Raw genomic sequence first — 22,372 nt, forward strand, 5'->3', positions numbered from 1 at the left:
ATATTAACACCAAATAAAATAATATACTCATCTACAAATAAAAAGGGGGAATACTATGCAACCTTCAGCTCCACCTCATCTAGAATTTACAGAAACTATCTTTTCGAGCTCTATTACAAAACTTGTTGTTTTTATTTGTTGGCTAGCTATTCTAGCTGATGGATATGATTTAGGTATTTACGGTGCCGTTCTGCCAAAGCTCCTAGAAGACAAAAGCTGGGCACTTTCGCCGGCACATGCTGGTACAATTGCTAGCTATGCTTTATTTGGTATGTTTATTGGCGCTATTCTAGTTGGAACCATTACAGATCTAATTGGACGGAAATGGACGCTTATATGCTGCTTAGCACTTTTTTCTATCACAATGGGCCTAGCTGCACTTGCTCCTTCTCCCGAATTATTTGGTTTATCTCGGTTTATCGGAGGAATCGGATTAGGTGGTGTTATTCCAACAGCTTCAGCACTTACTGTTGAATATTCACCAAAAAAGCGACAATCTTTTATTTATGCTCTTATGTTTACTGGCTATCCTTTAGGGATCGTGTTAGGCGCTATTTTGTCGATGTTTATGTTAGAAGGTTTCGGATGGAGAACTATGTTTGGCATCGGAATGATTCCACTACTCCTTATTCCTTTCATTATTCGTTATTTACCTGAATCCATTCAATTTTTATTATCACGTAATCGCCAAAAAGAAGTTGACCAAATCCTTAATCGTTTTCAAATTGAATTCTATGTGAAAGATGAAACGCATCAACCCTCATCTAATATGCGAAAGAGAAATGGATTTCTTACTTTATTCTCAAAAGAATACAGAAAAGCAACGCTGCTCTTTTGGATCACTTATATAATGGGTATGTTTTTAATATACGGTTTAAATACTTGGTTACCTCAGATGATGCGACAGGCAGGATACCCCCTTGGATCTAGTTTATCATTCCTACTTATGCTAAATATTACTGCCGCTATCGGTGCATTATTTGCTGGAGCAATCGCCGATCGTATAGGAGCTAAAATTGTTATTAGCATCTCCTATCTTATGGCAGCTATATGTATTGGACTATTAACAATTAAACCATCTGTTACAATCATCTATCTTTTAATTGGTCTTGCTGGAATTGGATCAGTTGGCATTACCCAAATATTAAATGCATATGTAACACAATACTTCCCATCACATATCCGAGCTACTTCCTTAGGCTGGGGACTTGGACTTGGCCGAGTTGGCGCAATTACTGGTCCTATTCTTGTCGGTATTATTATGACAATGCAATATGACTTAGCATGGAATTTTTACTTATTCTCATTTGCAGGTCTTCTTGCAGCTATATCTGTTTTCATTATTCCTACAAAATAAAAAGAGCACAAACTTACTTGTGCTCTTTTTCGTATACCGCAAACAACATATCTCGAAACAATGTATTTAAACTCTCAATATCGATCCCTGATCCCTTTTCAATTCCTTTTACGTATTGCTGATAGTAATGAATTTGTTCTTCTAAAAATTGATTCAACACCTCAATTTTCACTCCAACATCTAATTCAGTACCTGCCTTTTTCTTTATTAACAACCGTTCAATTTCATCTAATACGCTACGCTCTATTGATAATTCTGTAATTAATCGATCGAATTCTACAGGAGGCAAAGTTGTTTTCTCCTCTAGCCACTTACAAGCCAAAATAGGACGCAATACATAAAAGTACTTTTTCAATTTTACATTCTCACCTTGCAAAAATTCACGATAATTTTTTGAAGCCATATGTAAGTAATGGTATATCGTTGCTTTTGGATCAAAATTCTTTTCACTCATTTGCTGAAGCTGTTCTGGAAAATTAGAGTTTTTCGAATAAAAAATGGGTGATCGAATCCATTCGAGTAAAGCTGGGTTTGACTTTGCAAATAGTTGTAACGCTTTTTTTATATCCCATCCGCTTATATCTAAATCATCACTAATCGGATACTCAATTACATCTCGTTTATCATGAATGGATAAATACCATTCTACCGGGTGCATATAAACGAATCTAACATCATAATCACTATCTTTTGATGGAAATCCCCATGCACGACTCCCTGACTCCACAGCGAATAAAATTTTCACATCATTTTCTTTCTCAATTCGTTCTAACTCCAACTTAATTTTCTCTCTCATTTCATACCCTCTCTATTTTTTGATTATTTCCTTGGAAATTCGACAAATATATTACTAAGTTTACTACATACTAAAATAGCTGTCAGAAAATTTCCGACAGCCTGTCAAAATTCGTTATTTTTTACTTGTTCTTTTCAGTTACACTAACCGCAATTCGTTCAAACTCTTTTTGAATCTCCTCTTTGTATGCATCTACTTTTGAAAAATCCATAGCAGCAATATAAATTCGTTCTAATTTATCACGAACTGATTTCGCTTTCGCTAAAAAAGACATCGCCTCATTCATTTTTGCTTTATATTGAATAGAGACGTCACGAATTTCCTCCGCATACTTCTCATCCGTCCCTGGTGTTACAATAAGGGCATACATATCTATAATTTCATCACCTTCACGGCTCGGAAAATATTCATGTGGTGCGGTGCTATCGAAAATCGCAAACCCTAATTCTCTTACGATAACCATATCAAGACTATTTGGATCAAACCCACAATGATATACTTCAACTTCAAATCCTTTTTCTTCTGCTACCTTAGCTAATTTTTTGAGCATTGTTGATTTCCCAGAACCTGGGCGTCCTTTTATAAAATAACGATGTGGTAATCCTTCTGTTAAGTTAGGAACAAAATCAACTGCTCCTTTCGGTGTAGCTGCTCCTAAAAACCGATGTTTCACAAGCGATTGTTTCCCAACTTTATCTGTAAATAATTTCTGAATGAGCTGCTCGGTTAGTTCGTTCGCTTTATTAAAATCAATATTACTAATATATATTTTCTCCCACTCATCATGTATAACTAATGCCTCGTTAAAACGAGCGTAAGCAGCTTGAAAAGCTTTGCTTGCTTCTGAAACAAATCGTTCAATTTCCACTTTCTGCTTTCTTAACTTATCTGAATCCCAAGCAATTCCTAAATTAATATACTCCTCGACAACTCCTGGCATTTTTGGCTCAATAACATGCGGTGATGTTCCATCAACAATTCCTACTTTTAACTTCGGGATAATGACACCATCAACCGATTTATTATCAGAAGAACAGTGTAAAAATTCAATATCATATCCCTTTTCAACCCATTCACGACCTATTACCTTAATTAAAGAAGATTTTCCCGTTCCAGGTCCACCCTTTAAAATAAATAATCTGTTTAGTCCTTTTAAATTCTCTTCATATAAATTATGAAATCCTCTAGCTGTATTTCCACCAGCATAATAATTCAATACATTCCCTGTCACTGCACTCACTCCTTCGCAGCATTCTATTTACATAAGCTACAATATGCGAGCAACTTTATTTGGGTGAATACCTATTTTGTGTTGCACAGAAAAAGGAAATGAATTACAATTTTATTATCACGAAAATTCCGAACTTTAAATTGAATATACCTTTATCAAGAGAGGCAGAGGGATCGGCCCTTTGAAGCCCAGCAACCTCAGTTTATACAAACTGAATAGGTGCTAATTCCTGCAAAATGCATTGCATTTTGAAAGATAAAACGTAACTATTGTGTGCAAAACTCATCTTTCTTGATTATGAAAGGTGAGTTTTTTATATTTCAAAATATATACTTGGAGGTATTTAAAGTGAAAGTAATTGACCTATCCCAAACATTTGAAAACAATATGTCTCAATTTCCTGGAACACCAAAAATCAATTTAGAAGCCATTACAAGTGTTGAAGAGACAGGATATCAAGTTACAGATTTTCATTCTGTCGTTCATGTTGGTACACATTGTGATGCTCCTGCTCATTTCATTTCAGGCGCAACGACTATTGATCAATTGCCCCTAGATCAATTTGTAGGTGAAGCTGTTCTTATTGATGTAACTCATGTACAAGAACGAAAACTACCTAAAGAAGTATTACACAATGCTGACATAAAAGAAGGTGATATTGTCATTTTCCATTCCAACCTATCTAATAAATGGAATACAGAAGCGTATGAACAAGAAGCCTTTTATCTTTCCGAAGAATTAGCTGAAGAATTAGTTCAATTAAAAGTAAAATCTGTCGGTTTAGATTTCATTTCTCCTGACGAGGTAACGACAGAAACATCACCGATTCATCACATACTACTTGGGAATAATATTTATTTAATCGAAAACTTAACAAACTTAGATGCCATTAATGCGAAACGTTTCTTTTTCTCAGCAGCACCTTTAAAAATTAAAAATAGCGACGGTGCTTTCGCAAGAGCATTCGCTGTAATTTTTTAAACAAACTATACAAAAAAGCAAAGATCATCATTGACCTTTGCTTCTATTTCTTTTATTTAAACTAAGAAAGAATTGCTCAACGCGAGGACGTAACCAAGCTAAATAATCTTTCTCTTTCTTCTTTGTACAAGCTATTTCTTCCCCATCGACCATTCCGACAAGCTCTAGCTCTAACAGTTGCCTCGTAAATGCTAACATATTTATTTCTTCTTCCGGATACTCTTCTTTTAATTTCTCCTCAATTTCCCCTAATAAAAAACCGTCACGCATCATTGCCAATGCATCAATCCAAAGTGGCGGCATTTCATATTTTTCTCCTGTAATTGTATCTTTTACAATATAATTCTTTTGCTCTTTTCGAAATTGAATCGTGTGCAAGCATACAGTCGAATTTAATGTTAATTCCATCATACCACCTCTTTCATAATATCTGCATAGAAAAAAGGATGCGCGTGCACCCCTTCTTTTTCTAACACTACCGAACCGTTACATGAATAACAAATCTCATGTCGATATTTTCCTCCATTATAAACGAAGTATTTTATAAAAAAAACCCTTCTCGAAACATTTTATAAAATGTTTATATTTACGCAACAAGAACACTTTTCTGAAAAATATTTTCTTCTAGCGCATTATGCTATCGGTAAAAAAATCTCCACTTTCATTCCTAGCTCTCCGCTACTTTGAATCGCAATACTTCCTTGCTACTCCTCATGATCAATACAAAAACTCTACATATTATCTCATTAAATGATAAGGAAATTACTTTCAGGACAATATGTACGTTTATAACGCGAAAAGGAAGGAGATTTCCCCTTCCTTTTCATCACAATTTATATCCACCTTACTCGATCATGTAGCAATCCATCCGTAAAGTCATTTCCACCAACTACAAAATCATTCATATATAAATTCAAATATTCTCCGTACTTACTTTCTGTATTTAGTAATAATTCCTCTACATAATAGGCACCTTGTTTAAAGTTATCGAACAGTAAACTACACAAGCCAGCATAAATGCCACATCCTACTTGGAAGTATGTCGCATTCGTTTTATATTTATGAAAAACTTGACTGCTATTCATCACGTTATACATATAGGTCTCGCTATTTTCATAAACGAGTAATACACCGACTAGATCCTCGCCCGCAATCTCTTCTTCAGCTGGATTAAATACTTTACGATTCCAATTCCATAGATCTTCTACCTTATCTAAATTCTGTCTAATTATATTTGTTGTATACTCGTTAATTCGATAAAGAAACCCTACTTCCATGTTAAAGTTTTTCCCTAAAATTAAAACTTCCTCATGCGGCATCAAACAACCATAAAACTCTTTCTCTCCCAACTTTACTTTTATGAAGCATATACATCTTCATAAAAGTAAAGAGGACGATGATGACTCATATACATCGGATAACTCCATATCGCTTCATCTAGAAATCGCTCTACTGCCCATGAAGCATACAGTGTATGAGGCTTTATCAGTGCTGTATCATTCAAAAATGACGTATCATGTTCTACTATATAGCATGCTCTTGGCTTTTCATTCGGGCGTTCCTTCATAAGTTCAACAACCATCCATTGAACGACACCTGGATTCATACCTGAGCCTATAATTGCTTTTGTATTTGTAAATTTATCTTTTTCCTTCTCAAATCTCGTATATCTTTCCGTAAGCTGAAAGCCGATTAAACTATCATCCTGATCTACTGCCTCGTTTTCCAAAGCTGAATTAATATAACAAATTCCAAGTTCATTACAACAGCTTAATACTCTGATCGTATCTGCCCCCGAAACATCAATAACAACGCTCGTACTACTTTCTTTTAAATGCTTTTTAAATGTCACTACATCTTGGAGGTCTATTTCGGATAAAAACAATTGATCTTTCAAATTTGGAAACAACTCGTCATAATACGTCCTATCTTTTTGTTTTATATCAACCAAATAAAATGTAACATTCTTTATCACTTCATAAATCGGGTCTTTTTCATTTACTATCGCTTGATTTAAAATCGCTAAAACTGCTTTTGCTGCTCCACCAGCACTGCCAAGTAATGTAATCGATAACGAATTTGGAAACTGCTCCACCAACAAAACCCCTTTAATATATTAGTTAAGCAGTTCTCCCTCAAAAAAATAAATTGAATACATCAAAAGATAGCTCGTACATATTTTTTATAATTTCGCACAAAATTTCCTCTTCAACAGTCATACTAACATATTTATATTCAATTCATTTTTTCCCTCATATTCAAATCGACCTAAACAAATAGGCTCGACCTTTTCTTCTACATATAAAAGAAAAAGCCAGCCCTTTCAATTAACTTACGGACAATGGACAGATTTTACATGTTGAATATTTACATACATTTTCGCATCACGCGCCTTTAATATTTCAATATGACCTTCATCAATTTTTGCCATCTTTCCGATTTTATTAGATTCCTCACCTAAATCGAACACCATGATTTTGCCAGCCATTTTAATAAGCTGTTCTTCAAAAGTTCGAGCTAACGTAATATTTAATGGATTCACGGGGAGTTCATTTTTATTGAGGGCATAAGGCACTTGATTTTCTTTATACGGAATTAACCATTTCAAATGCTTTAAAGATATATACACTGTTTTATAAACCGGGCTATAAAAAACGATATAATCGTTCATTACACTTGTAACATATCCATGTATTGGAGCATTTCCAGCTACATAAATTTCTGTAAAAATCCCTTTAGAAGTACTTAATACTTTCCTCAAAGAAATTGAAGGAGATTCTCTCTTAATGACAGAATCAACATCTGGTTTTGCTACTTCTTCATCATGTGGTCGTAAAATTTTATAATGTTGTACATGATATAAAGATATATATACGTAGTCTTGTCCATTGTAAAGAACAACGATATCATTTCCTACGTCTATTAATACACCTTTAAATCTTTTTTCACCGATTAATTTAATATATATATTTTCTCCAATATTTTTATTCAACTCATTCATCTATATCCTCCTTCCTATGAATTTCTTCTTTTCTGTCTTCGGTAAAAAAATAATCAGGGCAAAGTTCTGTCTTAATAGTAAGTAATTCCTTTTCATACTATCGAAATAAGAAATTGTTCTTCTCTTTCCCTCATAATGCCCCTCTTATTTATTAAACATTATTCATCTTCATTCTTTTTACATTTAACTACTTGACTCACACTCTTAATATGATAATTAATGATATAAATGACCTCATCACAGTTTACTAGTGTAATACATTCCTCATGCACTTCACTTAATAAGCCTTCTACACACTCTGGGCCGCCACGATTAATCTTTACCCACTTATACTTCAAGTCACATAATACATCGACAAAAGTATCATCATCAGAGCAGAAACATGAAACATAGCAATCATCACATTTACTTTCTTTCACTTTCTTAACTAGACTCTTCACGTGTTTCAATTGGTAATATACTAATTCACCAAGAGGGAGTTGTAATGTAAGGTAATCTCTTCCTAACGATACAAGTACCCCCACTCGACTCTCTGGGCCACGAAGATTTACTTTTACAGTCTCACCAACTAAGCACTTAATTTGCTCACAGCATAATACACTCTCCAAATTCATATCCTCCTTTCTTATTATCTTCCTCTACTTGATGGTCTTTGTGCGCGCTCTCGACCTGAACAACAGCTTTCATTATTACTTTCTTCGCTCTCTTCGCACGCTACTGTGACACTCTTAATATGAGGTACTGCAACTAATATAACTTCTTCTTTTACAATTAATGTCACAAACTCACAAGAAACATCTTGTAAGATACCTTCAACTTTCTCTGGGCCACCACGATTAATTTTCACCCAATGATATTTGAAGCTTTGAAGTAGCTTTTCAAAGTCACCTTCACACTCACATTCCAACCATCCACAATCATCTGCTTTACAATCTTTCACATTTTTTGTAACGCTTTTCAGATGACGAATCTGATAGTAATAGAGCTCTCCTTTTTCATTCTTTAATACAAAGTAATCCGAACATACTGCGACTATTGTTCCTTTTTGAGATTCTGGACCACCCCTGTTTACTCTCACAAAAGATCCAATTAAATCTTCCAAGAAATCACAATGAAATAAACTCACGAGAAAACCCCTTCCATTAATTTATAAGCTTTTGCACTGATAGTATATGTATCTGTACAGGTTACGTTCTCTATGTTTGTCCTAGCTAGAAAAAAATATGCTTTTAACATGGTAGACTACTACCTATCAAAATTTGAAGAAAGGCTAACAACTCCTTATGCTTTAATATCTTTAAACAAAAAATCCCTTATGAAGATACATTTCTGCATATCTTCATAAGGGATTTCCCATAGTTTAATCTTCGTCTTTAACATCCATATCTTCTGGAATGGGTTCGTTCAATATTTCTTCCACTAATTGCTTATATTTCTCCATTTGTTCTAAATGTGTATTGAATTGTTCTTTATTTAATAAATATTGCTCTCCATCAAATAGTGCACGAATTTTCTTTTGCTGAATTAACTCTTCAATATACGACTTTGGTAAATTCAAATACTCCGCAGCTTCTTCTACTGTTATATACAACTCGTTCATTCCTTTATTATTTTTTCCTATATACTGTATCTTACTTTATTTTTGTAAACAAATAAAAAAGATTTTGTAAATGCAACCTAAAAAGCAGGTAGATGCATTCCATATATTGTATAATAGTATATAGTAAGAATTTTTTAAATATAGAATGGTATTACCCATTTACACAAAGGAGAGTTAACATATGGCTACTCGTCACATCATTACAATGTTAGAAAAAACATTACAAATTGAAACAGAAAACACAATTTCTCATTTAACTGCATCTTTATCTGATCGTATTCTTTCTCAAAGCGTAGCAATACAGGAAAACAATTGTTACCATACAATTGGAGAATGGTACAAAAATCATTTCTTATTCCAACAAGATGATTTCCTTTGGGCTAAATACGTTTTCTATGACGCATATTGTGAGGAAATAAAAAAACAAGGTCATCTTACAAAACGTGTTCGCCAAATATTAGAATCATTAGCTCGAATGCATGGAAAACAGTACATTGCTTCTATATTAAATATGCCATTTCCTAACGAACGAGCTAAAGGAACAGCATAATGTAATACTGTTCTGCGTCAGCAAAACATAGATTCATTGTTTTATAGGAGGATTTACAAATAAAACGTTCATTTCACATGAACTGATGAAACCGGTGTCATTATAATGATTGAAAATATAGTAAACAGGAAAACCCCCATTTATCTCTCTCGTCATTTGAATAGAGAAGTAAATGGGGGTATACTTGTTCCTTTACTATTTCATCATCTGTTTAATCAATTCACGATTTCTCTTCTTAAATACTTCATTATGCGAAGAAACCATTCCATACTCACTTGCATCTGGCTGAATAAATTGTTTCGCTTTATTTACAGCATTTCCAGCATCTTGGAATGCTCCCGCGATTAAGTGTAATTTTCCTTCATGCTTTAAAATATCCCCAGCGGCATATAATCCGTCTACTGAAGACTCACTATTTGCATTCCCTGCAATATAAAAATTATCTATAATCGCAACGTCTAACTCACTATTTTCTAATAATGTAATGTCACGTTCATATCCATGATTAATAATAACTTCATCAATCAGTAAATGAGAAACTTCACCTGTCTCATGATTCGTTAATTCTACATATTCAATCGCTTCATGACTATCACCAGCAATTAATTTTGTAATCGATGTATTAAAGAAACACTCAGCTGAGCTGTTCAGCAGTTGCTTCACTTGTGCTTCATGACCAGATAATTCTTCTTTTCTATATGTTACATATACTTTTTTCGCGATTGGTTCTAATTCATTTGCCCAATCAACGGCAGAATTTCCTCCGCCGGAAATAATGATCGTTTTATCTTTGAAACGCTTTAAAGACTTCACTGTATAATTTAAATTCGATACTTCAAATCGCTCAGCACCTTCAATTGATAACTTTTGTGGTTTCAATATACCACTTCCAGTTGCCACAATAACTGTTTTTGAAAAGTGTTCTTTTCCATCGTTTGCTTTTAACGTAAAAGTGCCATCTTTATTACGAATAATCGATTCTACTTTTGTATTTAATACAACTTCCGGCTGAAATGTTAACCCTTGTTGTACAAGTTGCTCAATTAATTTATCACCTGTAACTGGTAATAGTCCACCTACATCCCAAATCATCTTCTCTGGATAAACATGTATTTTTCCACCTAGCTGTGGTTGAAATTCTATTATTTTCGTTTTCATTTCTCTGAGTCCACTATAAAAAGCTGAATAAAGCCCTGCAGGTCCTCCGCCTATCACAGTTACATCAAACAATTCTTCTCGATTCATTCGTGCTCACTCCTCAGCTACTAATCATTGATTATCATTCTCAATAAAATATAACCTGTTTCCGCAAAATTTACAATTAAAATTACTATTGACAATACAACTAGATAAAATTATATTATTTAATGAATCAATAGTGATAATCATTATCAATTTGTTAATAATTAGAAAATTTGAGATTACATCTTCTTTTATTAGTATGGTTAATACTATATTGTGACATCTCACATTCAAAATTTTTAATAAACATTTTGTATTACCACTACTCTTTCAAAAAGATTGCAGTTAAACAAATTATTGTATACACATATCATCTATTTAAAGGAGACAGACGATGAAAAAGTTATTTATTTCACTAACAGTTCTTTTCGTCCTTGTTATGAGCGCTTGTAGCAATAGCTCTACAGACAAAAAGAATGATGCAAAAGGTAGTAAATCAGAAACAATTACATACCAATCTGAAAATGGTAAAGTAGAAGTTCCTGCAAATCCAAAACGCGTTGTTGTTTTATCATCATTCGCTGGTAACGTAATGTCATTAGGTGTAAATCTTGTTGGGGTAGATTCATGGTCTAAACAAAACCCACGTTTTGATAGCAAACTTAAAGATGTTGCTGAAGTATCAGATGAAAATGTTGAAAAAATCGCTGAACTAAATCCAGATTTAATCATCGGTTTATCAAATATTAAAAATGTTGATAAGTTAAAGAAAATCGCTCCTACTGTAACATACACTTACGGAAAAGTTGATTACTTAACACAGCATTTAGAAATTGGTAAGTTATTAAACAAAGAAAAAGAAGCAAAAACTTGGGTTGATGACTTCAAGAAACGTGCACAAGAAGCTGGTAAAGAAATTAAAGCAAAAATCGGTGAAGATGCTACAGTTTCTGTTGTAGAAAACTTCAACAAGCAGCTTTATGTATACGGCGAGAACTGGGGCCGTGGAACAGAAATTCTGTACCAAGAAATGAAATTAAAAATGCCTGAAAAAGTAAAAGAAAAAGCATTAAAAGAAGGTTACTACGCATTATCTACTGAGGTATTACCTGAGTTTGCTGGTGATTACTTAATCGTAAGTAAAAACAAAGATACTGATAACTCATTCCAAGAGACAGAATCATATAAAAACATCCCAGCAGTAAAAAATAATCGCGTATACGAAGCAAACATGATGGAATTCTATTTCAACGATCCACTTACATTAGACTTCCAACTAGACTTCTTCAAGAAGAGCTTTCTTGGTAAATAATACAAACATGAGGAATTCTTAAATTAAGAATTCCTCTTCCTTTATTCTATGAAAAGAAAAGATGTGAAACGAATGACAAAAGAACATGACAATACACGTTCTATAGCTTTTACATACAAATTAATTTTAAGCATAATTGCATTCTTTCTTATTTTTATGGTGGCAATGGTATTAGGTGCTGCAGATACTTCAATAAAAGACGTATGGTTAGCACTCACTTCCTCCGCTAAAGGGGATAAAATATCTATTATTCGCGAAATACGTTTGCCCCGTGAAGTTGCTGCTATTTTTGTAGGGGCTGGACTTGCTGTTTCTGGAGCAATTATGCAAGGATTAACACGAAATCCACTTGCAGACCCTGGATTATTAGGATTATCTGGTGGAGCAAATGCTGCACTTGCGTTAACGCTAGCCTTCAACCCTTCCATCAGCTATCTTTACTTAACATTTGCTTGCTTTATAGGTGCTGCAATTGGCGCAATTATGGTATTTGGCATTGGCATGATGAAAAAAGGTGGACTCTCCCCTCTTCGAATTGTATTAGCTGGTGCTGCCGTTTCAGCATTTTTGCTTGCAATTTCAGAAGGTGTCGGCATTTATTTTAAAATTTCACAAGAGGTATCACTTTGGACTGCTGGGGGCGTAATTGGAACAACTTGGGGACAATTAAAAATTATTATTCCAGTCATTTCAATTAGTATCTTTATCGCTATCTTACTAGCAAAAAAATTGACAGTTCTTAGTTTCAGTGAAGAAGTAGCTATTGGACTAGGTCAAAAAATTATTGTTATTAAAACCATTCTATTTATCATTATTATCTTACTTGCAGGTGCGTCTGTAGCACTTGTCGGAAATATGGCATTTATCGGTTTAATGGTACCTCACATGGTACGCCCAATTGTCGGTCCAGATTACCGATTTGTTATACCGATGTCAGCAATTGCTGGGGCTTCCTTTATGCTACTTGCAGATACAATCGGACGTACCATTAACGCTCCGTACGAAACACCAGTTGCTGCTATTGTCGCAATTGTAGGATTACCATTCTTCCTATTCATTGTACGTAAAGGAGGAAAAATGTTCTCATGATCCCATCTATTCTAAGAAAACAACGTCTTATTATACTCGCTTTACTTATCCTAACCATTACAACTATTGTAATTGGAATGGGGCTCGGTTCAGCATCTTTATCTTATGATCGACTACTCCCAACATTAATGGGACAAGGAACTTTTAAAGAGGAGTTCGTTTTATACTCATTAAGACTCCCTAGAATTGTCATTACATTATTAGCTGGTATGGCTCTCGCTTTATCAGGAGCTATTCTGCAAGGACTTACCCGAAATGATTTAGCTGAACCTGGTATTCTCGGAATCAACTCTGGGGCCGGTGTTGCTGTTGCTATTTTCTTCTTATACTTTCCAATAGATGTAGGTTCATTTCTTTACTTACTACCTGTCGTTGGATTTATTGGAGCATTTCTAACAGCTGTTCTAATCTACGTATTTTCATATAGTAAATCAACTGGACTTCAGCCGGTGCGATTAACATTAACCGGTATCGGTTTTGCATTTGCACTATCTGGAATGATGATTGTCCTTATTTCATCCGCAGATCGTATGAAAGTGGACTTTATCGCCAAATGGATTGCCGGTAACATTTGGGGAGATGACTGGATCTTTGTTTTAGCAATGCTTCCATGGTTAATCGTATTCATTCCGTTTGTTTTCTATAAGGCAAACCGATTAAACATTCTAGCATTAAACGAACCGGTCGCAATTGGCGTTGGAATTGAAATTGAAAAAGAACGCAGATACTTATTAGTGGCGGCCGTTGCGCTTGCAGCTGCAGCTGTTTCCGTAACAGGAGGAATTAGCTTTATTGGACTAATGGCTCCTCACATCGCAAAATCTTTAGTAGGTCCAAGGCATCAAATCTTCATGCCTATCGCCCTTTTAATTGGCGGATGGCTATTACTATTAGCAGACACAATCGGACGAAATATCGTTGAGCCTAACGGTATTCCGGCAGGTATTGTTGTCGCTTTAATTGGTGCTCCTTACTTTATGTATTTGTTGCTTAAGAAGGCGTAAAAAACACCCTCAAGAATGAAATCTTGAGGGTATTTTTATCTCCAGCATTTTATTCACTTTTATACATATCAACGCGTTTTACAAAACCATCAGCGACACTGAAATAGATAGCGTAGCCCTCCTTGCGGTATACAAGGGCATCACTATCTATCCCTTCTTCTATTCCATACGGCTCACCTAACCAACTCTTTAACTCATTTACAGGAATATTCATATGTAACCAAATTCTGTTAACTTTTGAAGGAAACATATCCAGGTTATAATCACCATAAGTAACAGTATTAGCTGCATCACAAGCTGTACACTTTGCTTCCTGTAAAGCATCAGGTGTACCAAATTCTTGTTTCACTGCAGATTGTTCTTGTCCAATCACATTCAATCCAAATGGTCCCAAATTCCCGTCAATTAAAGCTGTTTCTAGAACCTGTTTTAGTTCTTGCTTTGTTTTAACTTTAAAATTATAAGAAGAACCAGCGCTATCATTCACCGATATTGATGGAATTGACTTATCTGCATCCGATTCTTTTGCAAGAGTAGTATTTTCTTGAGAAGAACTCTTCTCTCCATTACTACGCCATACTATTTTCTCTCCATGCCAAGCACTGTTATTGTCCTCTTTCATCAAGTACATTCCACTTATACCAAATAGCATCAATATAACCATGCCAAGTGGAATATAGATTCTTTTATCTTTTTTTATAACCTGTAGTACACCTTTCACCTTATTGAAGGTCTTTGAAAGTCTTTCATTAGTTGTACAAGCGAGTAAATATTTATAGAAAGAATCCCATCCCTGTGTCTTTTTATACAATCTTTTCAAACTAATCATAACAGCGAATGGTACCTCTTCATTTTGTGATATTCGGTAAAAAGAATTTACTTTCTGACGCTTCGATTTCATAAATCGAGCAAGCAAAATAGCAAGGTATTGAGAAGAGCTAAACTCTTTTAATTCTTCACCAGGATATAAATCATGCTCATCTTTTCGTTTAACCATACGCATTTCATAGTCCAAAATCAGATTTAATTTTTGATTCTCTTTCAAACCATGATGCAAAAATTTCATTGTAAACTCAGTCCTTGTCATCAAACCTAAATTCCTAAGATCATGATCATAAACTACCATCGGTAATTGTTTAAATAACTCTGCAGTAAAGGTGATAAAAGTATCCTTTTCTTTTTCGTATAGTTCTAACGATTTGCACATAAGCGCTGCAAATTTTAATAAGTTCGCATAATATTTAATACTTTTCCCATTCTTTATAATTGTTCGTTCCATAATTGGATACTTGCTAACGTGTTGATAAAACTGGTTAGATACTTGGACTGCTTTGTCAATTTCTTTTTTCTGTAATAAAGATTGTATATGAGAAATCGTTTCTATTGCCCATGTTACTACTTGTCCTTGCTCACCTTTAATTAATTGCAATTTATAAACGTTATCTTGCAAATATAACTTTTGAAATTCTATGCCACTCTTTTTCAGCTGCTTATTAACAGTTACAAATGCGCCACCATATAAACTCAATTGAACATACTTATAATGGGTTTTTAATTGTTCCAGATCCACCTTCAACTGTTCATTATATTTATCCCACATTTGTCGTACATTCTCTTGCGCGTTTACTATTTTTAAAGCATCTGGGTCTAATAATTTTGCAAGTCCTTTAACTAAGAAGGAGCCTCCAAACCCCATAATTAACGATGCCATTATTTGTGATACAAGCTGCACAATTTTTTTCCCTGGAAGCCTACTTTGTATATCTCTTAATAATTCTGTATATTGACCATATGCCTCATAGTAATTTTGAAAGTTTTTAATCGTGGTATCCATTGAAAGGTTCATTCTTTTCTTTAACCCCTCAAAAACATTACCTGTAAAATATAATTTTTTAAATAAATGTCCATGTTGATTTTTTGATATTTCTTCAAGAAATTCATAATACACTTTCCCTAAATATGGAAAACTTAGTATCCCCTTCAGCTCATCTCTAATTTCGCCCACCTGAGTTAATTGAAAAAAACGGGTAATATATTGTGAATACATTTCTTTATTATCTGGATTTTGTAAGGGCTTAAAGACTTCTTCTTCTAGCATTTTATTCCGTTTTTCAATACTTTCATGAATTTTTTGGAAAAGTGCCTCTCCTACTCTCTCGACAAAAGATTCAATTTCTTCTGCTACATTATGAGTAAGTTGCTCATATAATTGTTTTTTGGTTTCTAAATACAGCTCTACTGGATTATCAGCTTGCTCTTTTTCTTTTATATAACTCAAAACAGATTCCCCAACAAATCTAAAATATCTAATCCATCTACAGACGTAGACAAAATAGAACCCGCATCCGTTATATCCACAACACTATTCACTACATCTAAAGCGTCCAAATGAGTAGTATCAATCACATCTATATCTATATTCGGGGATATGAATTCTGGACTTGTATCAATTGTCATCCCTTCCCCTAGTGGATTCGAGTTCATATCATATAATTTTTCTCCTGTAGCTGTATTCATTGTTAAGCCACCCGAACTATTAGGCTGTGAGTACCCTATTATCCCTTCAACATTATCATGAAAAGTTTCCCCACCATACATATTTTGGCTAGAAGAAACGGTATGTCCACCTCCAAAATCAAAGGTCGTTCCATCATACGCATTCTCTTGAACACGAGCAATTGTTTCTCCATGACCATCCATTATAACGCCACCACCTTCAACAGGAGACGGCTGATACTCCGCGACCACTTCTCCGCTTCTGCTTTTCAAATCATATCCGCCAGTCAAATTCGGTAAAATAATCTTTTCTTCCAAACTATCATTAGTAGACTGTATTCCCTGAAATAATTGATTCATTAACATTTCACTATTCCCCAAACTCCATTCATCCTTTCATCTTAATAACAGGATTTCAATGATTTTATTATACGAAAAACAGGAATAAATATCCATTCAAAACATAATCATCGTAATGCTCTCTAAATCAATTATTCTCCTTTTCTAATCAAGATTTTAAAGATTCATCTTCTAACTAATAGTCACACCCTTAATCGTCTTAAGATAAAAAAAATACTGATAAGACTTTGATTAAACATTTTAATAATGTTATATTCTTATGTATTAAATTCATACTTAAAAGGAGTATTACTAAATGAAAGCTATCGCTATTATTCTTATCTTAATTGGCATTTTCGGTATATTAATGGGAGGCATGATGTTCGGAGATATCGGTATTGCTGCCATTATTGGTTCATTAGCAGCATTATTCTCTGGAATTGGTTTCTGGAAATTAGATTCTCAGCTAAAAAATATATCTAAATAATTTAAAATCTAAATAGCCGTGTATATAATTTCTTTCACGGCTATTTTTAATCAATAATTAACTTTACTGCTGTCCATACCCTTCAAACTTCTTCGCCAAATTCTCCATCTCATCTTCTGGCAATAACTTAGGCTCTCCGACGCTTTTCGTTTGATAATAAATTTGTGCACAAAACTCAATTTCTTCTGCAACGGTAAATGCCATTTTTATATGATTTGCACCTGCAATTAAACCGTGATTCGCAAGTAAAACAGCACGGCGATCAATCATCCCTTCAAAAGCCGCCTCTGCTAATTGCTTCGTACCAAATGTTTCATACGGTGCACAACGAACATTAGGGCCTGCGAAAGCAATTAAATACGATACTGCGGGCAGTTCCCATCCTAATGATGCAATCGTCTTCGCATAAGGAGAATGTGTATGCACAAGCGCATTTATATCTTCACGCTTTCTATAATAAATAAGGTGCATATCGAGTTCGCTCGATGGTTTTCTCTCTCCCTCTACTACATCGCCATCTAAGTTTAATATAACTACATCTTCAGGCTTCGTTTCATAATAATCTAAACCACTTGGGCTAATGGCAACAAGACCTTGCTCGCGATTGAAAATACTAATATTACCGCCTGTCCCCTTTGTTAAACCGCTAGAAATCATTTTCTTTCCATACGCTACAATTTCTTCTCTTTCTTTTTGTAATAACATATACATCCCCCTCAGTATGAAGCTTATGATGACTGACTTTTTAACTCTATCTACTTATTGAAATAGCTTTTTTAAGTTCTCTGTAAACGGTGCTTTTACAATCCCTTTTTCCGTAATAATCGCTGTTACATTTTCATATGGCGTGACATCAAATGCTGGATTATATACTTTACTTTCTTTCGGAGCAGAATATTGCCCGAAGCGATTGATCACTTCAGAAGCATCTCTTTCCACTGGATTGGTATTAATTGCTCTTCCATCATCTTCTCCCCTTACTTCGCGTAGTGCATTGACTGTTCGTTTAACGTTTCTACAAAGCTTGTACCTGTTTTATATTGATTCGCTCGTAAAATAAATTTCTTTGCAACTTGAAGACAAATACGTTCCGCTCTAGCACGTGATTCCTCATTCTCAATACAAGTAATGTCTTTTACTTTCGCTAGCCCAACAATACGACGAATTAACTCAAGACCCGTCACCGCAGCTGTATCCTCTAATACAGATTGTAAATAGATTTCGTTAAAGCCTTCTTCCTTCGCCATAATCTCTGGCACATGAATATCCCAAGCGTCTAAAAACTTCTTCTTAAATAAATCAATTACCTCCACCATTGTCGATTGTAACCAATCCATCACCTATTTCTTTACACTTTAGCCCCTTTGCATGTTCAAACTTACATAATTTCTCTTTCACATATACAATCACATCGCTAGCTTCCATTAAAAAATACTTCGTGAACTTAGACATGGTTTCCCCTCCACACTAATTGTAAGCGTTTTCTAAAAGCTATAAAAAATAATAGGATTAAATCTTTCATCCTATAATATATGTTCTTCTTTTTGAAATGTATATCTAGGTTTTATTATATCTTGTTAATATCTTGAGTCAATGTTTCTATATCATTGCAATATGCTTCCTAATTATATATTTGAGAGGACAAAAATTGTTCAAAAAGATTCTAGTTCATTTTATTTTATTTATCACACAATTCTTTGTAAAATAGAAATACGCAGTTCCTTTTCAAAAAGACAACTTCTAAGAAATATTTCCTTCCTAAGAATTTATACTTACATCATATCTCTAACATACACACTACTCTTTCAAGCACTCATTGAAAATTTATAAACTTAAAGTTACCTTTCAATTCCCTGTTATCCTTAATTGAGAATAAATATTAATTAAATTGATATAAAGTTCGTTTATTCTCTTGACAAAATAACCACTTCTATATGATAATTAATATCGAATTAGAATTATTATAGTTAATTAAAAAATATATTTTATGAGCACACTATTTTTTGATGCTCAAAACCAACATTTAGGAGGAATTTTAATATGTTATTAATCGGCACAGAAGTAAAACCGTTTAAAGCTAATGCTTACCATAATGGAGAATTTATCCAAGTTACTGACGAAAGTTTAAAAGGAAAATGGAGTGTAGTTTGTTTCTACCCAGCTGACTTCACATTCGTTTGCCCAACTGAACTTGAAGACTTACAAAACCAATATGCAACTCTTAAAGAGTTAGGCGTTGAAGTATACTCTGTATCTACAGACACTCACTTCACTCACAAAGCATGGCATGATAGCTCAGAAACTATCGGTAAAATCGAGTACATCATGATTGGTGACCCAACTCGCACAATCACTACAAACTTCAACGTTTTAATGGAAGAAGAAGGTCTTGCTGCTCGTGGTACATTCATCATCGATCCAGACGGCGTTATCCAATCTATGGAAATCAATGCTGACGGTATCGGCCGTGACGCAAGCATTCTTGTTAACAAAATTAAAGCAGCTCAATACGTACGTAACAACCCAGGTGAAGTTTGCCCAGCTAAATGGCAAGAGGGTTCTGCAACACTTAAACCAAGCCTTGACCTTGTAGGCAAAATCTAAGGAGTTCGATCAAAATGATACTAGATGCAGATATAAAAACACAACTATCCCAATATCTTCAATTAATGGAGAACGATATTTTACTTAAAGTAAGCGCAGGAGACGATGACGTATCTAAAGATATGTTAGCTCTAGTAGACGAATTAGCTACTATGTCATCTAAGATTACAGTAGAAAAAGTTGAATTAGAGAGAACACCAAGCTTTAGCGTAAACCGCCCTGGTGAAGACACTGGTGTCGTATTCGCTGGTATTCCATTAGGACACGAATTTACTTCATTAGTGTTAGCTTTACTACAAGTAAGTGGACGCGCTCCAAAAGTTGAACAAAAATTAATCGATCAAATTAAAAACATTCAAGGCGAATATCATTTTGAATCTTATATCAGCCTAAGTTGTCATAACTGTCCTGATGTTGTACAAGCTCTTAACGTAATGAGCGTTCTTAATTCTGGTATTACACATACTATGATTGATGGCGCTGCATTCAAAGAGGAAGTAGAAAGCAAAGACATCATGGCAGTACCAACAGTTTTCCTAAACGGCGAATCTTTCGGAAGCGGTCGTATGACACTTGAAGAAATTTTAGCTAAAATGGGTAACGGTCCAGATGCATCAGAGCTTTCTGATAAAGATCCATACGATGTTCTTGTTGTTGGTGGCGGCCCTGCTGGTGCAAGTGCAGCAATTTATGCAGCACGTAAAGGAATCCGCACTGGTATCGTTGCTGAACGCTTCGGTGGTCAAGTAATGGATACTATGGGTATTGAGAACTTCATCAGCGTAAAACGCACTGAAGGTCCTAAGCTAGTAGCAAGTCTTGAAGAGCACGTTAAAGAATATGACATCGATGTAATGAATCTACAACGTGCGAAACGTTTAGAGAAAAAAGAACTTATTGAAGTGGAACTTGAAAACGGCGCTATTCTGAAAAGTAAAAGCGTAATCGTTTCAACAGGTGCTCGCTGGCGTAATGTTGGCGTACCAGGTGAAGCTGAGTTCAAAAATAAAGGTGTAGCATACTGCCCACACTGTGACGGTCCATTATTCACTGGAAAAGACGTAGCAGTTATTGGCGGAGGTAACTCTGGTATTGAAGCAGCTATCGACTTAGCAGGTATTGTTAATCACGTAACTGTTCTTGAATTCATGCCAGAATTAAAAGCTGATGCTGTATTACAAGAACGTCTTAACAGCTTACCAAACGTAACTGTTCTGAAAAACGTTCAAACGAAAGAAATTACTGGTACTGATAAAGTAAACGGTATTTCTTACATCGATCGTGAAACTGAAGAAGTTCATCACGTTGAATTACAAGGTGTATTCGTACAAATCGGTCTTGTTCCAAACACAGACTGGTTAGGCGAAACAGTTGAACGCGTTCGCGGTGAAATCGTAACAGACAAGCACGGCGCTACAAACGTACCAGGAGTGTTTGCTGCAGGTGACTGTACAAATAATCCGTACAAACAAATCATCATCTCTATGGGTTCAGGTGCAAACGCAGCTTTAGGTGCATTTGATTACTTAATCCGTAACTAATATAGACGTGAGTAAAAGACGCATTACCAATTAGGTAATGCGTCCTTTTTATTACAATGTATCTACGTAGTCGTCAAAATCCTTCCAACATAGTATTGTATACGGCGACCCTATATCCAATACTACTTTTACATCCTCTGCCACTACTTTGATTCTTTTTAATGTGCTGTCTCTTTTTCCGGCCGGATAAATAGCAATTTTTACAACTTCCTGTTTTCCACCCTCATAAATCTTTATTTTCAATTCTAATTGGTCTATTTCTTCTTTTGAAGGAATCTCTTTTCCTTCCCAATCACACATTTCGAACAAAGGATATCGATCTCCATGCCATTCCTCAACAATTTCAATGACTTTAAGGATAATATAATTCCCCGATACTAATTCATAACTAACAGCATCACCTGCTTTTAAAGAAGTATTAGCTATAAATCTCTTCGGTACTTTTTTCGCTTCTGGCTGCGGAGAATTTAACTGTTCTCTTAATTTATTTAAAACTACTTCACGTTTCTTCTGTAATTTAGGTTCTTCTTCCCAGCGAGCTAAATCTGTACCACTCTCTATTATTTGCAAAGCCTCCTGCTTAACATTCTCTTGAAGTCTCCCTAACCTCCATTGTATGGAAGCAAATACTAACCAAAAGGCAATAGTTTCTTCATCATCTAATTCATTCTTGTACTCCTCAATTACAATCCTACTTGCTTCCTCATTTGAATATTCATTTGCTAACAAATCCTTATATAGTAACTTAATATCTTCAGCAATATCGTCTGATAATATTGCTACTCCCCCAAGCACCCATACA

At 34.7% G+C, this 22,372-nt stretch carries 21 protein-coding genes, 4 pseudogenes and 1 riboswitch; of the genes and pseudogenes, 9 read left to right on the plus strand and 16 right to left on the minus strand.

What is annotated here, in order from left to right:
• The first annotated feature begins 55 nt into the window (after nucleotides 1-55).
• Complete coding sequence (locus PDQ68_RS18000; protein ID WP_001183071.1) at nucleotides 56-1,357, plus strand: MFS transporter; 1,302 nt, start codon at nucleotides 56-58, stop codon at nucleotides 1,355-1,357.
• 13 nt (nucleotides 1,358-1,370) lie between these two features.
• Here the strand turns inward: PDQ68_RS18000 and PDQ68_RS18005 are convergent, their stop codons facing one another.
• Together PDQ68_RS18005 and PDQ68_RS18010 are read right to left on the minus strand one after the other, a co-directional pair.
• Nucleotides 1,371-2,153: a nucleotidyltransferase domain-containing protein gene (locus tag PDQ68_RS18005; RefSeq protein WP_016716336.1), complete on the minus strand. Its 783-nt coding sequence runs from the start codon at nucleotides 2,151-2,153 to the stop codon at nucleotides 1,371-1,373.
• Nucleotides 2,154-2,274: 121 nt separating this feature from the next.
• Complete coding sequence (locus PDQ68_RS18010; protein ID WP_061183776.1) at nucleotides 2,275-3,384, minus strand: PRK06851 family protein; 1,110 nt, start codon at nucleotides 3,382-3,384, stop codon at nucleotides 2,275-2,277.
• A gap of 149 nt (nucleotides 3,385-3,533) precedes the next feature.
• Nucleotides 3,534-3,646: riboswitch (SAM riboswitch) on the plus strand.
• 86 nt (nucleotides 3,647-3,732) lie between these two features.
• Between PDQ68_RS18010 and PDQ68_RS18015 the strand changes: the two genes are divergently transcribed.
• The gene (locus PDQ68_RS18015) at nucleotides 3,733-4,365 is read left to right on the plus strand and encodes a cyclase family protein (RefSeq protein WP_000862960.1); all 633 of its coding nucleotides are present in this window, start codon (nucleotides 3,733-3,735) and stop codon (nucleotides 4,363-4,365) included.
• Between the two features lie 27 nt (nucleotides 4,366-4,392).
• On the opposite strand, the gene PDQ68_RS18020 is transcribed toward PDQ68_RS18015, so the two are convergent.
• From PDQ68_RS18020 to PDQ68_RS18045, 6 genes and pseudogenes are all read right to left on the minus strand, one after another.
• Nucleotides 4,393-4,773 (minus strand): hypothetical protein, encoded by a 381-nt coding sequence (locus tag PDQ68_RS18020; protein ID WP_000424113.1) that lies wholly within the window; start codon nucleotides 4,771-4,773, stop codon nucleotides 4,393-4,395.
• 425 nt (nucleotides 4,774-5,198) lie between these two features.
• Nucleotides 5,199-6,460: pseudogene (locus tag PDQ68_RS18025) on the minus strand (S-adenosylmethionine decarboxylase related protein).
• Nucleotides 6,461-6,697: 237 nt separating this feature from the next.
• Entirely contained in the window at nucleotides 6,698-7,366 is a 669-nt protein-coding gene (locus tag PDQ68_RS18030) for an LSm family protein (protein ID WP_001004262.1), read from the minus strand.
• A gap of 158 nt (nucleotides 7,367-7,524) precedes the next feature.
• On the minus strand, nucleotides 7,525-7,974 hold the full coding sequence (locus PDQ68_RS18035) for a hypothetical protein (RefSeq protein ID WP_000446703.1): 450 nt from the start codon (nucleotides 7,972-7,974) through the stop codon (nucleotides 7,525-7,527).
• A 20-nt stretch (nucleotides 7,975-7,994) separates the two neighbouring features.
• Nucleotides 7,995-8,492: a hypothetical protein gene (locus PDQ68_RS18040; RefSeq protein ID WP_016716333.1), complete on the minus strand. Its 498-nt coding sequence runs from the start codon at nucleotides 8,490-8,492 to the stop codon at nucleotides 7,995-7,997.
• A 234-nt stretch (nucleotides 8,493-8,726) separates the two neighbouring features.
• Complete coding sequence (locus tag PDQ68_RS18045; protein ID WP_001004507.1) at nucleotides 8,727-8,966, minus strand: helix-turn-helix domain-containing protein; 240 nt, start codon at nucleotides 8,964-8,966, stop codon at nucleotides 8,727-8,729.
• Nucleotides 8,967-9,147: 181 nt separating this feature from the next.
• On the opposite strand from PDQ68_RS18045, the gene PDQ68_RS18050 reads away from it, so the two are divergent.
• Nucleotides 9,148-9,516, plus strand: a complete 369-nt coding sequence (locus PDQ68_RS18050) for a hypothetical protein (RefSeq protein WP_000235473.1) — start codon at nucleotides 9,148-9,150, stop codon at nucleotides 9,514-9,516.
• A 195-nt stretch (nucleotides 9,517-9,711) separates the two neighbouring features.
• On the opposite strand, the gene PDQ68_RS18055 is transcribed toward PDQ68_RS18050, so the two are convergent.
• Nucleotides 9,712-10,761, minus strand: coding sequence for an NAD(P)/FAD-dependent oxidoreductase (locus PDQ68_RS18055; RefSeq protein ID WP_061183775.1), 1,050 nt, complete (start codon nucleotides 10,759-10,761; stop codon nucleotides 9,712-9,714).
• 331 nt (nucleotides 10,762-11,092) lie between these two features.
• Here PDQ68_RS18055 and PDQ68_RS18060 point away from each other — a divergent pair, with 331 nt between their 5' ends.
• Genes PDQ68_RS18060 through PDQ68_RS18070 form a run of 3 tightly spaced genes read left to right on the plus strand, consistent with a single transcriptional unit; the run spans nucleotide 11,093 to nucleotide 14,103 of the window.
• Nucleotides 11,093-12,010: an iron-hydroxamate ABC transporter substrate-binding protein gene (locus tag PDQ68_RS18060; RefSeq protein ID WP_016716332.1), complete on the plus strand. Its 918-nt coding sequence runs from the start codon at nucleotides 11,093-11,095 to the stop codon at nucleotides 12,008-12,010.
• Between the two features lie 48 nt (nucleotides 12,011-12,058).
• Nucleotides 12,059-13,099: a FecCD family ABC transporter permease gene (locus tag PDQ68_RS18065; protein ID WP_011039957.1), complete on the plus strand. Its 1,041-nt coding sequence runs from the start codon at nucleotides 12,059-12,061 to the stop codon at nucleotides 13,097-13,099.
• On the plus strand, nucleotides 13,096-14,103 hold the full coding sequence (locus tag PDQ68_RS18070) for a FecCD family ABC transporter permease (protein ID WP_000613093.1): 1,008 nt from the start codon (nucleotides 13,096-13,098) through the stop codon (nucleotides 14,101-14,103). Before PDQ68_RS18065 ends, PDQ68_RS18070 begins: the two co-directional genes overlap by 4 nt.
• 49 nt (nucleotides 14,104-14,152) lie before the next feature.
• Here the strand turns inward: PDQ68_RS18070 and PDQ68_RS18075 are convergent, their stop codons facing one another.
• Both PDQ68_RS18075 and PDQ68_RS18080 read right to left on the minus strand, forming a co-directional pair.
• Nucleotides 14,153-16,381 (minus strand): hypothetical protein, encoded by a 2,229-nt coding sequence (locus tag PDQ68_RS18075; protein ID WP_061183774.1) that lies wholly within the window; start codon nucleotides 16,379-16,381, stop codon nucleotides 14,153-14,155.
• Nucleotides 16,378-16,980 (minus strand): hypothetical protein, encoded by a 603-nt coding sequence (locus PDQ68_RS18080; RefSeq protein ID WP_014297624.1) that lies wholly within the window; start codon nucleotides 16,978-16,980, stop codon nucleotides 16,378-16,380. Before PDQ68_RS18080 ends, PDQ68_RS18075 begins: the two co-directional genes overlap by 4 nt.
• 274 nt (nucleotides 16,981-17,254) lie before the next feature.
• Between PDQ68_RS18080 and PDQ68_RS18085 the strand changes: the two genes are divergently transcribed.
• Nucleotides 17,255-17,425: a hypothetical protein gene (locus PDQ68_RS18085; RefSeq protein WP_000643652.1), complete on the plus strand. Its 171-nt coding sequence runs from the start codon at nucleotides 17,255-17,257 to the stop codon at nucleotides 17,423-17,425.
• A gap of 63 nt (nucleotides 17,426-17,488) precedes the next feature.
• On the opposite strand, the gene PDQ68_RS18090 is transcribed toward PDQ68_RS18085, so the two are convergent.
• From PDQ68_RS18090 to PDQ68_RS18105, 4 genes and pseudogenes are all read right to left on the minus strand, one after another.
• Nucleotides 17,489-18,130 (minus strand): L-fuculose-phosphate aldolase, encoded by a 642-nt coding sequence (locus tag PDQ68_RS18090; protein WP_000926546.1) that lies wholly within the window; start codon nucleotides 18,128-18,130, stop codon nucleotides 17,489-17,491.
• A 54-nt stretch (nucleotides 18,131-18,184) separates the two neighbouring features.
• A pseudogene (locus PDQ68_RS18095) lies at nucleotides 18,185-18,361 on the minus strand (S-methyl-5-thioribose-1-phosphate isomerase); the annotation flags it as partial.
• Between the two features lie 41 nt (nucleotides 18,362-18,402).
• Nucleotides 18,403-18,762, minus strand: a pseudogene (locus PDQ68_RS18100) (5-methylthioribose kinase); the annotation flags it as partial.
• On the minus strand, nucleotides 18,725-18,877 hold the full coding sequence (locus tag PDQ68_RS18105; RefSeq protein ID WP_073530559.1) for a 5-methylthioribose kinase: 153 nt from the start codon (nucleotides 18,875-18,877) through the stop codon (nucleotides 18,725-18,727). The gene PDQ68_RS18105 and the pseudogene PDQ68_RS18100, both read right to left, overlap by 38 nt.
• 588 nt (nucleotides 18,878-19,465) lie before the next feature.
• Between PDQ68_RS18105 and ahpC the strand changes: the two genes are divergently transcribed.
• Nucleotides 19,466-20,029 (plus strand): alkyl hydroperoxide reductase subunit C, encoded by a 564-nt coding sequence (gene ahpC, locus PDQ68_RS18110; RefSeq protein WP_000924422.1) that lies wholly within the window; start codon nucleotides 19,466-19,468, stop codon nucleotides 20,027-20,029.
• Between the two features lie 14 nt (nucleotides 20,030-20,043).
• Nucleotides 20,044-21,570, plus strand: a complete 1,527-nt coding sequence (ahpF, locus tag PDQ68_RS18115; protein ID WP_000599493.1) for an alkyl hydroperoxide reductase subunit F — start codon at nucleotides 20,044-20,046, stop codon at nucleotides 21,568-21,570.
• A gap of 51 nt (nucleotides 21,571-21,621) precedes the next feature.
• Here the strand turns inward: ahpF and PDQ68_RS18120 are convergent.
• Nucleotides 21,622-22,369 (minus strand): annotated as a pseudogene (locus PDQ68_RS18120) (hypothetical protein).
• Between the last annotated feature and the right edge of the window lie 3 nt (nucleotides 22,370-22,372).

The organism is Bacillus cereus group sp. Bc010 (assembly GCF_027716745.1).
GTDB classification, from domain to species: domain Bacteria; phylum Bacillota; class Bacilli; order Bacillales; family Bacillaceae_G; genus Bacillus_A; species Bacillus_A pacificus.

What these genes read in the sequence shown, in the direction of transcription:
- PDQ68_RS18000 (WP_001183071.1), top strand. Translation starts at nt 56, where the DNA reads ATGCAACCTTCAGCTCCACCTCATCTAGAATTTACAGAAACTATCTTT.
- PDQ68_RS18005 (WP_016716336.1), bottom strand. Translation starts at nt 2,153, where the DNA reads ATGAGAGAGAAAATTAAGTTGGAGTTAGAACGAATTGAGAAAGAAAAT.
- PDQ68_RS18020 (WP_000424113.1), bottom strand. Translation starts at nt 4,773, where the DNA reads ATGGAATTAACATTAAATTCGACTGTATGCTTGCACACGATTCAATTT.
- PDQ68_RS18030 (WP_001004262.1), bottom strand. Translation starts at nt 7,366, where the DNA reads ATGAATGAGTTGAATAAAAATATTGGAGAAAATATATATATTAAATTA.
- PDQ68_RS18045 (WP_001004507.1), bottom strand. Translation starts at nt 8,966, where the DNA reads ATGAACGAGTTGTATATAACAGTAGAAGAAGCTGCGGAGTATTTGAAT.
- PDQ68_RS18050 (WP_000235473.1), top strand. Translation starts at nt 9,148, where the DNA reads ATGGCTACTCGTCACATCATTACAATGTTAGAAAAAACATTACAAATT.
- PDQ68_RS18055 (WP_061183775.1), bottom strand. Translation starts at nt 10,761, where the DNA reads ATGAATCGAGAAGAATTGTTTGATGTAACTGTGATAGGCGGAGGACCT.
- PDQ68_RS18060 (WP_016716332.1), top strand. Translation starts at nt 11,093, where the DNA reads ATGAAAAAGTTATTTATTTCACTAACAGTTCTTTTCGTCCTTGTTATG.
- PDQ68_RS18065 (WP_011039957.1), top strand. Translation starts at nt 12,059, where the DNA reads ATGAAAAGAAAAGATGTGAAACGAATGACAAAAGAACATGACAATACA.
- PDQ68_RS18070 (WP_000613093.1), top strand. Translation starts at nt 13,096, where the DNA reads ATGATCCCATCTATTCTAAGAAAACAACGTCTTATTATACTCGCTTTA.
- PDQ68_RS18085 (WP_000643652.1), top strand. Translation starts at nt 17,255, where the DNA reads ATGAAAGCTATCGCTATTATTCTTATCTTAATTGGCATTTTCGGTATA.
- PDQ68_RS18090 (WP_000926546.1), bottom strand. Translation starts at nt 18,130, where the DNA reads ATGTTATTACAAAAAGAAAGAGAAGAAATTGTAGCGTATGGAAAGAAA.
- PDQ68_RS18105 (WP_073530559.1), bottom strand. Translation starts at nt 18,877, where the DNA reads ATGTCTAAGTTCACGAAGTATTTTTTAATGGAAGCTAGCGATGTGATT.
- ahpC (WP_000924422.1), top strand. Translation starts at nt 19,466, where the DNA reads ATGTTATTAATCGGCACAGAAGTAAAACCGTTTAAAGCTAATGCTTAC.
- ahpF (WP_000599493.1), top strand. Translation starts at nt 20,044, where the DNA reads ATGATACTAGATGCAGATATAAAAACACAACTATCCCAATATCTTCAA.